12 protein-coding genes are annotated in these 10,778 nt (G+C 71.4%); 5 read left to right on the top strand and 7 right to left on the bottom strand.

Annotation, left to right across the window (positions count from 1 at the left end; genetic code table 11):
• The first annotated feature begins 66 nt into the window (after window positions 1-66).
• Window positions 67-672 carry a GTP cyclohydrolase I FolE gene (folE, locus tag ACWGH4_RS06035; protein ID WP_441263651.1) on the top strand — a complete coding sequence of 202 codons (606 nt, stop codon included), beginning with the start codon at window positions 67-69 and terminating at the stop codon, window positions 670-672.
• 77 nt (window positions 673-749) lie between these two features.
• Window positions 750-1,745 carry an aldo/keto reductase gene (locus tag ACWGH4_RS06030; protein ID WP_453456158.1) on the top strand — a complete coding sequence of 332 codons (996 nt, stop codon included), beginning with the start codon at window positions 750-752 and terminating at the stop codon, window positions 1,743-1,745.
• A gap of 46 nt (window positions 1,746-1,791) precedes the next feature.
• On the opposite strand, the gene ACWGH4_RS06025 is transcribed toward ACWGH4_RS06030, so the two are convergent.
• From ACWGH4_RS06025 to ACWGH4_RS06000, 6 genes are all read right to left on the bottom strand, one after another.
• Window positions 1,792-2,280, bottom strand: coding sequence for a DUF3180 domain-containing protein (locus ACWGH4_RS06025; RefSeq protein ID WP_441263653.1), 489 nt, complete (start codon window positions 2,278-2,280; stop codon window positions 1,792-1,794).
• Between the two features lie 76 nt (window positions 2,281-2,356).
• Window positions 2,357-2,956 (bottom strand): 2-amino-4-hydroxy-6-hydroxymethyldihydropteridine diphosphokinase, encoded by a 600-nt coding sequence (folK, locus tag ACWGH4_RS06020; RefSeq protein WP_189470392.1) that lies wholly within the window; start codon window positions 2,954-2,956, stop codon window positions 2,357-2,359.
• Entirely contained in the window at window positions 2,953-3,312 is a 360-nt protein-coding gene (folB, locus tag ACWGH4_RS06015) for a dihydroneopterin aldolase (RefSeq protein WP_005314173.1), read from the bottom strand. The genes folK and folB overlap by 4 nt, the downstream gene beginning before the upstream one ends.
• Before the next feature lie 192 nt (window positions 3,313-3,504).
• The gene (locus ACWGH4_RS06010) at window positions 3,505-3,951 is read right to left on the bottom strand and encodes a nuclear transport factor 2 family protein (RefSeq protein WP_189470390.1); all 447 of its coding nucleotides are present in this window, start codon (window positions 3,949-3,951) and stop codon (window positions 3,505-3,507) included.
• On the bottom strand, window positions 3,948-4,805 hold the full coding sequence (gene folP, locus ACWGH4_RS06005) for a dihydropteroate synthase (protein ID WP_453456152.1): 858 nt from the start codon (window positions 4,803-4,805) through the stop codon (window positions 3,948-3,950). The genes ACWGH4_RS06010 and folP overlap by 4 nt, the downstream gene beginning before the upstream one ends.
• Before the next feature lie 162 nt (window positions 4,806-4,967).
• Window positions 4,968-6,803, bottom strand: a complete 1,836-nt coding sequence (locus ACWGH4_RS06000) for a phosphatidylglycerol lysyltransferase domain-containing protein (protein WP_453456149.1) — start codon at window positions 6,801-6,803, stop codon at window positions 4,968-4,970.
• Between the two features lie 144 nt (window positions 6,804-6,947).
• Between ACWGH4_RS06000 and ACWGH4_RS05995 the strand changes: the two genes are divergently transcribed.
• Complete coding sequence (locus ACWGH4_RS05995) at window positions 6,948-8,057, top strand: alpha/beta hydrolase (protein ID WP_453456146.1); 1,110 nt, start codon at window positions 6,948-6,950, stop codon at window positions 8,055-8,057.
• Here the strand turns inward: ACWGH4_RS05995 and ACWGH4_RS05990 are convergent.
• Complete coding sequence (locus ACWGH4_RS05990; RefSeq protein ID WP_453456143.1) at window positions 8,044-9,216, bottom strand: ABC transporter ATP-binding protein; 1,173 nt, start codon at window positions 9,214-9,216, stop codon at window positions 8,044-8,046. The genes ACWGH4_RS05995 and ACWGH4_RS05990 overlap by 14 nt on opposite strands.
• A 128-nt stretch (window positions 9,217-9,344) precedes the next feature.
• On the opposite strand from ACWGH4_RS05990, the gene ACWGH4_RS05985 reads away from it, so the two are divergent.
• Together ACWGH4_RS05985 and ACWGH4_RS05980 are read left to right on the top strand one after the other, a co-directional pair.
• Entirely contained in the window at window positions 9,345-10,061 is a 717-nt protein-coding gene (locus tag ACWGH4_RS05985) for an ABC transporter permease subunit (RefSeq protein WP_441263658.1), read from the top strand.
• Entirely contained in the window at window positions 10,058-10,738 is a 681-nt protein-coding gene (locus ACWGH4_RS05980) for an ABC transporter permease (RefSeq protein ID WP_453456139.1), read from the top strand. The genes ACWGH4_RS05985 and ACWGH4_RS05980 overlap by 4 nt, the downstream gene beginning before the upstream one ends.
• Window positions 10,739-10,778 lie beyond the last annotated feature (40 nt).

Here is a 10,778-nt window from a genome sequence, read left to right as displayed (position 1 = left end):
TCCCAGGTTCTAGCCTGGGAGGTGCGGCGTTTTCGCGCCACGTCGGAGCAGAGGAACGAGGCACAGATGACCGACCCGGTGACGCTGGACGGCGAGGGCTATCTCGCCGAGTTCGACGAGAAGCGGGCGGAGAACGCCGTTCGTGAACTGCTCATCGCGGTCGGCGAGGATCCGGACCGTGAGGGGCTGCGTGAGACGCCCGCACGCGTGGCGCGGGCGTACAAGGAGATATTCGCCGGTCTGTGGCAGCAGCCGGAGGACGTCCTGACGACGACGTTCGACCTCGGCCACGACGAGATGGTGCTCGTCAAGGACATCGAGGTGTACTCGACATGTGAGCACCACCTGGTCCCCTTCAGGGGCGTGGCGCACGTCGGTTACATCCCGTCCACCAGCGGCAAGATCACCGGCCTTTCGAAGCTGGCCCGGCTGGTGGACGTCTTCGCGCGCCGGCCGCAGGTGCAGGAGCGGATGACCACTCAGATCGCCGACTCCCTGATGGAGATCCTGGAGCCCCGGGGCGTCATCGTCGTCGTCGAGTGCGAGCACATGTGCATGTCGATGCGCGGTATCCGCAAGCCCGGCGCCAAGACGATCACTTCCGCGGTCCGCGGTCAGCTGCGTGACCCCGCGACGCGCAACGAGGCGATGAGCTTGATCATGGCCCGCTGATCCCACACTCCGGACAGTGTCCGCGTTCTTCATCAACTCCCCGGTGACAGCCGGGAGTTGCTGCAAGGATCGGTCGTATGACCGAACAACTGCTGCCCACGCGCCGCCTCGGTGACCTCGAGGTCTCCGCACTCGGCTTCGGCGCGATGGTCCTTTCCCCCGGTGTGTACGGCGAGATCGACGACGAGCGCGGCGAGCGGGCACTGCTCGCCGCCGTCGACGCCGGCGCCACCTTCATCGACACGTCCGACGGCTACGGAACCGACGGCCACAACGAGCAGCTCATCGGCAGGGCCCTGCGTGGCCGGCGGGACGAGATCGCCATCGCCACGAAGTTCGGCTTCCGGCTTCCGGACGGTGTCGAACCGCATCCGTTCCCCGTCGGCTTCGCCTTCGGCGAGCTGGCCGTCAACGCCGCGCCGGAGCATGTCCGCGGCTACGCCGAAGCGAGCCTGCGCGGCCTCGGCACCGACCGGATCGACCTGTACTACCCGCACTTCCCGGACCCGCAGGTGCCGCTGGAGGACACCGTCGGCGCCGTCGCCGAGCTGATCAGGGACGGTCTCGTCCTGCACCTCGGTCTGTCCAACGTGACCGCCGCGCAACTGCGCGCCGCGCATGCCGTGCACCCGGTGGCGGCCGTGCAGACGGAGTGGTCGATGTGGCGGCCGATCGATCCGGAGCTGCTGGCGGCCGCGAGGGAGCTGGGCGTGGGCATCGTGCCGTGGTCCCCGCTGGGCAGCGGGTTCCTCAGCGGCGCCGTCAGCGAGGTGAAGGAGGGCGACTTCCGGCAGAACGCGCCGCGCTTCGCCGCCGCCAACCTCAAGGCCAACAACGACCGCTTCGCCCCGGTCCGCGGGATCGCGGCCGAGCTGTCGATCACGCCCGCCCAGCTGGCGCTGGCATGGCTGCTGCACCAGGACGAGCACGCGGTCCCGATTCCGGGCAGCCGGACGCCCGCGCACATCGCGGAGAACCTGGCGGCGGGGAGGGTGAAGCTGCCCGGAGAGGTGCTCGAGCGGCTCTCGGCGATCCTGTCGTCCACCGAGGTGGAGGGCGGCACGCTGCTCTGACCGGAGGGCCGGCCGCCCAGGGCCCGCCCGGCGTGGCGGTCCGGGGTCAGGCCCGGGCCGCGCCGTCGCCGTTCTCGTCGTCGCCGTCCTCCGGGAGCTTGCAGACCCGCTCCAGGAAGACGGCGGCGGCGATCACGGCGATGCCGGCCACCACCGCGAAACCGGCGTAGATCGCCTGGTCGCGGCGGGCCGGGACGTCGAGGGAGCCCAGCAGGAACACGCCCGTGCCGCCGTACATGCCGCTGACCAGGGCCGCCACCAGGGCGCTCGCCTGACCGAAGACCACCGCGCGGGCGGCCATCAGGGGCTCGACGCCCTTGGCCCCCGGCCGGCGTTCGCGCTGGGCCCGCAGGCGGGCGCGCAGGGAGAGCGCGGTCGCGGCGAGGACGACGGCGATCGCGGCGAGCACGATCGGCGCGGCCAGCGGCACGCTCGGCAGGGTGCCCAGCGAGTCCCACAGGCGGGCGCCTCCCCAGGAAAGGACTCCTGCCACGGCGAAGAGACCGGCCAGCACACCGAGCCGTAGTTGCTTCACCGAGAAAGCCGCCCTTCGCCTGTCGTCCGTGCCCCGCCGACCCGCCGGGGGAGATCGTTCCGTACGAGCCTAACGACTACTCGGGCAGCCGCAGTTCCAGGTCGCCGCGCGGCTGGACGCCGCCGGCGCCCACACCGGCCAGCAGCTCGGCCACCGCGCCGCGGCCCGGCAGCTGTGCCTCCGGCTGCACGTCGTGCCAGGGGGCAAGGACGAAGGCGCGCTGATGGGCGCGCGGATGCGGAAGGGTGAGGGCCGGATCGTCGGACACGACGTCCGCGTAGGCGACGATGTCGACGTCGATGGTGCGCGGGCCCCAGCGCTCATCGCGGACGCGGTCGAACGCCTCCTCGATGGCCTGTCCGCGCTCCAGGAGCGACGACGGGGGCAGGGTCGTCCTGATCACGACCACCGCGTTGAAGTACGACGGCTGGCTGCCGGGGTCGACGCCCCACGGCTCCGTCTCGTACACGGGGGACACGGCCTTCACCCGGAGGCCGGGAGTGTCCTCCAGGGCGTCGATGGCGCCCTGGAGGGTCTCCAGGCGGTTGCCGAGGTTGGAGCCGAGGGACAGCACGGCGTCCTTGGGGTTGGACAGGGTGACATCGGCCGCGTCGACCTGTTCCGTGACGGACGACGGCACCGGCTGCACGGTCGGGTCGCTCGCTGCCTGGTTCATACTCGGCTCCGGGTGATCGTGATGGTGACGTCGTCGAAGGGCACCGTGATCGGGGCGTCCGGCTTGTGCACCACCACCTCGACCTCCTCGACTGGGTCGTGTTTGAGGCACACCTGGGCGATCCGCTCCGCCAGCGTCTCGATCAGGTCCACCGGGTCGCCCTCGACGACGGCGACGACCTCCTCCGCGACCACTCCGTAGTGCACGGTCTTCGCCAGGTCGTCGTCGGCCGCCGCGGGGCGGGTGTCCAGACCGAGCACCAGGTCGACGATGAAGGTCTGGCCCTCTTCCCGCTCCTTGGGAAAAACGCCGTGGTGCCCACGGGCCTTGAGGCCGCGCAGCGCGACACGATCCACGCGAATCACTCCTGCTTCTGTAGGTCTGCGGGCACGCGGCCACATGCGGATGGCGTGGTGCCCGCGTTCGAATCTACCTGCGAGCACCGACAGGACCTGCCCATGGGGCCGTGGAGGACTCACGAGAGGCCGGGTAGGCGCGTATACCCGCGCATGCGCGGCGACGAACCCTCTTGCTCGCCCCCTACCCACTTATGAGGGGCCGTTCTCGTCCTCTTCGCCGTCGGTTTCCGTGAGCACCGGCGAGCCGTGGTGCGACCAGATCTTCCAGCCGTCGGCTGTGCGGCGGAACACATTGGTCGCCACGACCAGCTGGCCGACGAGTGGCCCGAGCTCGCCGCCGTCCTCCGCGGGACCGCCGCTGAGGATGTTCTCCGTACAGGTGACCAGCGCCGTGTCACCGGCCAGGTGCACCTTCACGTCGGTGAGGAAGAACTGGATGTACTCGGTGTTCGCCATGATCAGGGCGTACGAGCGGAGCACCTCGCCGCGGCCGGAGAGCACCGGCCAGCCGGGGTGGATGCACGAGATGTCGTCGTCCAGCCAGAGGTCGGACAGTTCGTCGAAGTCGCCGCGTTCCATCGTCTCGTAGAAGGCGGTGTTGGCCTGCTCGACGAGCTCGGTGTCGGTCAGGCTCACCGGGCGCCCTCGACGGCACGCGCGACCCTTACGGCGTCGGCCGTGGCCCGCACCTCGTGGACCCGGACCGCCCAGGCGCCTTCGTGGGCGGAGATGGCGGAGACCGCGGCGGTGGCGGCGTCCCGCTCGCGGGCGGGCGGCGGCGGCCCGTCCTTGGCCAGTACGCGGCCGAGGAAGCGCTTGCGGGACGCCGCCACCAGGACCGGCCGGCCGAGCGCCCGCAGCTCCGCGAGATGCGCGAGGAGCGCGAGGTCGTGCTCCGCCTGCTTGGCGAAGCCGAGGCCCGGGTCGACGACGATGCGCTCCGGCGCGATCCCGCCCTCGACGACGGCCTCCATACGGGCGCGCAGTTCCGCGACCACCTCGGCGACCACGTCCGCGTACACGGCGCGGCTGTTCATGTCCTCGCTGAAGCCCCGCCAGTGCATGACCACGAACGGGGCGCCGGTCGCGGCCACGACGGGGACCATCCGGGGGTCGGCGAGGCCGCCGCTGACGTCGTTGACGAGCACCGCGCCGGCCGCGACCGCCTGCTCCGCCACCACGGCGCGCATCGTGTCGACGGAGACGGTGACGCCCTCCGCGGCGAGGCCCCGTACGACGGGCACGACCCGGCGGAGCTCCTCGTCCTCGTCGACCCGGCTGGCTCCGGGCCTGGTGGACTCGCCGCCCACGTCGACGAGGTCGGCGCCTTCGGCCACCAGCTCGAGACCGCGCTTGATCGCGGCCGTGGTGTCGAACCAGCGCCCGCCGTCGGAGAAGGAGTCCGGCGTCACATTGACGACTCCCATGACCGCACAGCGATCCCACTCCGGCAGGCCGTCGGCCGTGCCCCGTCCGCGCAACGTACTCATGGAACCCAGCCTAGGCCCGTACGGGCCGCGTCCATGCCACTCGTGGCCGGGTGCGGCTCGTGCGGGAGCTGTGCGGCGCCCGGGCCCGGCTCGGGCCGCGCTCGCGCCGCATCCGGGCGTCCACGGCCCCTGCCGGGCCGGTGGCGCACGGGGGCGGACCCGTCATGCCGCGCGGGCCTCGCGCGGTTCCGGCCGGGCGGGCAGATGGGCGCAGGGGCGCGGAACCCGCGTGCGCCGGCGGGCGAAGGGGCGCGGCAGCGAGAGATTGACGAATCCCTCGGCCTGCATCGCTGCGAAGCCGATCCGGGGCAGGTCGCGGGTGGCGGGGAAGACCACGAACCGGGGCTCCCAGCGGGGCCGGAACTTGGCGTTGAACTTGTACAGCGACTCGATCTGGAACCAGCGGGAGAGGAACACGAGCAGCCCGCGCCACATCCGCAGCACCGGCCCGGCCCCGATCTTCTCGCCCCGGGCCAGCGCCGAACGGAACATCGCGAAGTTGAGGGAGACACGCTCGACGCCCAGGCCGGGCGCCGCCTGGAGGGCGGCGACGATCAGCAGCTCGTTCATGCCGGGGTCGGCGGACCGGTCGCGGCGCATCAGCTCCAGCGACATGCCGTCCGTGCCCCACGGGACGAAGTGGATGACCGCCTTCAGGTCGCCGTACGGGGACGCTCCGCTCTCGTCGGCCTTGTGGGCGGTCGCGATCACGGCGTCGCCGTCGGCGGGGTCGCCGATACGGCCGAGGGCCATGGAGAAGCCGCGCTCGGTGTCGGTGCCGCGCCAGTCGGCGGCGGCGCGGCGGATCTGCCGAACCTCCTCGTCGGTGAGATCACGGGCGCGGCGTACGCGGGTGCGGTAGCCGCCCCGCTCGATGCGCTTCACCATCTGGCGCACGTTCCGCATGGCGCGCCCGGTGAGGGAGAAATCCGCGACATCCACCACCGCCTCGTCCCCGAGTTCCAGGGCGTCGAGGCCGGTCTCGCGGGTCCAGACCTCGCCGCCGGTCTCGGAGCACCCCATCACCGCCGGGGTCCAGGAGTGGGCCTTCGCCTCGTCCATGAAGCGTTCTATGGCGCCGGGCCATGCCTCGACGTCGCCGATCGGGTCGCCGCTCGCGAGCATCACACCGGAGACGACGCGGTAGCAGACGGCGGCCTTGCCGCTGGGGGAGAAGACGACGCCCTTGTCGCGGCGGAGCGCGAAGTGGCCGAGCGAGTCACGCCCGCCGTGGACGGCGAGCAGGTCCCGCAGCCGGCGCTCGTCGTCCTCGGTGAGGCGGGCGGCGGGGTGCTCGGGACGGAAGGCGAGGTAGATGGTGGTGACGGCGGTCAGCAGGCCGAGGGCGCCGAGGCAGTAGCCGACGGTCCAGGAGACGCCGTCGGTGTAGTCGATAGGGCCCTCGAAGCCGAAGAGCCCGTAGATGACGTGCTCCAGGCGGTCGGTGAGCCCGGGGTCGCCGACGACCCGGCCGGGGTGGGCGCTGACGACCACCAGGCCGATGACGAGTGAACCGGCGCCCATCGACACGAAGTTGGCGAGCGCCCGCCAGCGGCTGCGCGGGTCGGGCAGCGCGGCGAACTCGCCCCGGTGGCGCAGCAGGAGCGCCAGCAGCGCGAGGGAGAGCAGCACGCCGATGACGGAGTGCCGGTAGACGAACTGCGCGACGGCCCCGGCCGGCAGCAGCACGACGGCCGCCCGCCAGGCCCGGCGCTTGTGGCGCTTGATCCCGTGCGCCAGCAGGAGCAGCAGCATGCCGGCGCTCAGCGAGAGCGCGGCGGCGAACGGGCCGGTGGCGCCCGGCAGTACCTCGGCGATCGTGTGCATCCGGCTGTGCCGGAAACGCGGGAAGATCCCTGCCGCGATGTCGATCAGACCGACGAACGTGCAGGCCGTGCCGACCAGGGCCGGAACCGTCTCGGGCCGTGGGCCGTGCAGCATACGGCGCACCCGATTCGGAACCGATCCTGATTTGTCCCCATCTACCGTTGCAGACATCGCTTCCCGTGATTTCGGATGAGATCCCGTGCCCAAGGCCTCAGGTCGGTCGGCCCGGACGATTTGCGCCCTCTAGGACGGGACTTCGGGGAGGCGGGTTCATCCGCAACGGGAATTCGTCGATACGGAAGGCACACCCGACTCATGGGTCTGACCAGTAACAAAGTCCTGGCCTTGGCCGTCGCGGCGGCCGTGCTGCTGTTCGCCGCCACGGTATGGCTGTGGCCGCGGCTGGCGGGCCGCGGGCCGCGGGCCGTGGCGGGGCGTGTCGGTCTGCTGCTCGCCACGCAACTGTCGCTGTTCGCCGCGGTCGGGCTCGCGGCCAACAACTCCTTCCTGTTCTACGGCTCGTGGGCCGACCTCTTCGGGCAGCAGCAGGACATGGGCGTGGTCGTGGACCATTCGCAGGGCACCCACCTGAGGGTCGTCGAGAAGCAGAGACCCGGCGTGACGGGCGCGTCCCGCCCGGAGACCAGCGGCCAGATACACAAGGTGGTCGTGTCGGGCGCGAAGTCGGGGATCGACAGCCCCGCGTACGTCTATCTGCCGCCGGAGTACTTCCATGCGGAGCACCGGGAGCGGACCTTTCCGGCCGCCGTCGTGCTGACCGGGTACCCGGGCACCGCGGAGAACCTGCTCAAGGGACTCAAGTACCCGAGGACCGCGTACGAGCAGGCCAAGAACGGACGGATGCAGCCGATGATCCTGGTGATGCTGCGGCCGACGGTGGCGCCGCCGCGGGACACCGAGTGCGTGGACGTGCCCGGGGGACCGAAGACTGAGACGTTCTTCGCCGAGGACCTGCCGAGGGCCGTCTCCGAGACGTACCGGGTGGGGACCCACGCGCGCAACTGGGGCTTCATGGGCAACTCCACGGGCGGCTACTGCGCTTTGAAGATCGCGCTGCACCATCCGGAGCGGTTCTCGGCGGGTGTCGGGCTCTCGGCGTACTACAAGGCGGCCGAGGACCCGACGACCGGTGACCTGTTCCACGGCGACGACCGGGAGCGCAAGCGGGCCGACCTGCTGTGGAGCCTTGACCATCTGCCGCAGGGCCGTTCGTCGTTCCTGGTCACCACTTCCCGGCAGGGCGAAGGCAATCTGGCGGCAACGCGCGCCTTCGTCAAGAAGGTGAAGGCGCCGGCGCGGGTGTCGTCGATCGTCCTCGACAGCGGCGGGCACAACTTCAACACCTGGCGGCGCGAGATCCCGCCGGCCCTTCAGTGGCTGGCCGGCCGGCTCAGTCCTTCGTGACGGGGCCCGCCGGCGGGACGGTCGCGATGGACTCCAGGGCCACCTCCGCGCGGGCGATGTCCTGGGCGTCCGCGTCGATCGAGCGCCGCAGCGCCTCGTGCAGCCGGGCCGGGGTGAGGACACCGAGGAACCGCCCGGTCTCCTCCTCGTCGATCACCGCGATCCAGCCCGCGTCGTGCTGGAGCATCGTGGAGAACGCCTGCTTGAGCGAGGCGCCCACCGGCAGCCAGGCCTCCATACGGCGGGCATGGTCGCGCACCGAACCGCTCTGCAGGGCCCGTTCCTCGGAGATCCAGCCGTGCAGGTTCTCCTCGCCGTCCAGGACGACGGCCCAGCGGGCGCCGAGGTCGCGGGGGAGCGGATCGTCGAGGTGGACGAGCGGCGGCTGCTCCAGGTCCGCGGGCTCGATGGGGGTGACGGACAGCCGCTTGAGCCCGCGGTCCGCGCCGACGAACTCGGCCACGTACGGGGTGGCGGGGGCGCCGAGGACGGCCGCCGGGGCGTCGAACTGCTCGATGCGGCCCTGCCCGTAGACCGCGATGCGGTCCCCGAGGCGCACGGCCTCCTCGATGTCGTGGGTGACGAACAGGACCGTCTTGCGCACCTGGGCCTGGAGCTTCAGGAACTCGTTCTGCAGATGCTCGCGCACGACGGGGTCGACCGCGCCGAAGGGCTCGTCCATCAGCAGCACGGGCGGGTCGGCGGCCAGTGCCCTGGCCACGCCGACGCGCTGGCGCTGGCCGCCCGACAGCTGTTCCGGGTAGCGGTCGCCGTACACGGACGGGTCGAGGCCCACCAGCTCGAGGAGTTCAGCGGCGCGCGCCCGGCCGGCGGACCGCTTGGCGCCGAGGAGGCGGGGGACGGTCGCGGTGTTCTCCAGGACCGTCCGGTGCGGGAACAGGCCGACCTGCTGGATCACATAGCCGATACGGCGGCGCAGTTCGACCGGGTCCGTGCCGGCGATGTCCCGGCCGTCCACGAAGATCTGCCCGCTGCTCGGTTCGATGAGGCGGTTGACCATCTTCATGGTGGTGGTCTTGCCGCAGCCGGACGGTCCGACGAGCGTGACCAGTTCACCCTCCGCGACCTCGAAGGAGAGATCGTCGACGGCCGTCGTGCCGTCCGGGTACCGCTTGGTGACGTGCTCGAACCGGATCATGACTCCCCATTGTGACGGGTGCTGTGTGAAAGCCGTGTTGCTGCACTGTGGCGGCCCGGGGCATTGTCGGTCCCCAGGGTTATGGTCGCCAGACATACGTTCGGCGGTTGCGGGGGAGGTGGGAGTGGATGAGTACGGGGTGGGCGGGCACGGAGCAGGCGGCGGGGAGCTGTCTCGCGGCGAACGACTGGATCTGCGGCGAGTACATCCGCTCCCGGGGCCAGGAGTTGACCGAAGCGACGGTCCAGCACGTCTGGATCACCGTCGCGTCGGTACTGATCGGGCTGGCGGTCGCCTTCCCGCTGGCGCTGCTGGCCCGTGCGAGGCCGCGGTTCGCCGGGCCCGTGCTGGGGCTCACCACCCTGCTCTACACGATCCCCTCGCTGGCCATGTTCTCGCTGCTGCTGCCGTTCTTCGGGCTGTCGGCCGCCCTGGTGGTGACCGGGCTCGTGCTCTACTCCCTCACCATCCTCGTGCGGAACATCATGGCCGGGCTGGAAGCGGTCCCGGCCGAGGCGCGTGAGGCCGCCCGCGGCATGGGCTACGGCCCCGCGCGCCTGCTGTGGGAGGTGGAACTGCCGCTGGCGCTGCCGGCCTTGATGGCGGGCATCCGCATCGCGACCGTGTCGACGATCGCGCTGACGACGGTGGGCGCGCTCGTCGGCAAGGGCGGTCTCGGCAATCTGATCGACGACGGCGTGCAGACCACGTTCAAGGCCCAGGTGCTCACCGCGTCCGTGTTGTGCGTGCTGCTGGCGGCGGTCGCCGATCTGCTGCTCCTCGGCCTGCAGCGGCTGCTCACCCCGTGGACCCGGGTACGGACGGCGGAGGCGAAGGTCCGATGAGTGTGGTCTCGGGTGCGTGGACGTGGCTCACCACCGGCGCCAACTGGTCCGGGGAGGGCGGCGCCTGGCACCGGCTCGGCGAGCATGTCTACGTCAGCGGTGTCGCGCTCCTCCTCGCCTGCGCGATCGCGCTGCCCGTCGCACTGTGGCTCGGGCACATCGGCAAGGGCGGCGCACTCGCGGTCAATATCTCCAACGCGGGCCGGGCGGTGCCGGTCTTCGCGGTCCTCGCTCTGTTCATGCTCACGCCGCTGCGCAGCGCCGGCTATGTGCCGACCATCATCGCCCTGGTGCTGTTCGCCGTGCCGCCGCTGCTGACCAACGCGTACGTGGGCATGCGGGAGGTCGACCGGGCCGTGGTGGAGGCCGCGCGGGGGATGGGCATGTCGGGCTGGCAGGTCTTCCTGCGGGTCGAGCTGCCCCTCGCGTATCCGCTGCTGATGACCGGGCTGAGGTCGGCCGCCGTCCAGGTGGTGGCGACGGCCACGATCGCCTCGATGGTCGGCCAGGGCGGCCTCGGCCGCATCATCACCGCCGGGTTCAACACGTACAACACCCCGCAGGTTGTCGCGGGGGCGCTGCTCGCGGCGTTGCTGGCCCTTGTCGTGGAAGGGGTTCTGGTGGCCGCCGACCGGCTGCTGAGTCCCTTGCGCAGGACCGTGCCGTCGTCCGCCTGACGGCACGCGCCGACTGCGCGTACCGCCGATTCGCTTCCCA

This window comes from Streptomyces sp. NPDC054847 (assembly GCF_053610925.1).
Note: the sequence above shows the minus strand (reverse complement) of the source record. Positions and strands in the feature narration are given on the sequence as shown.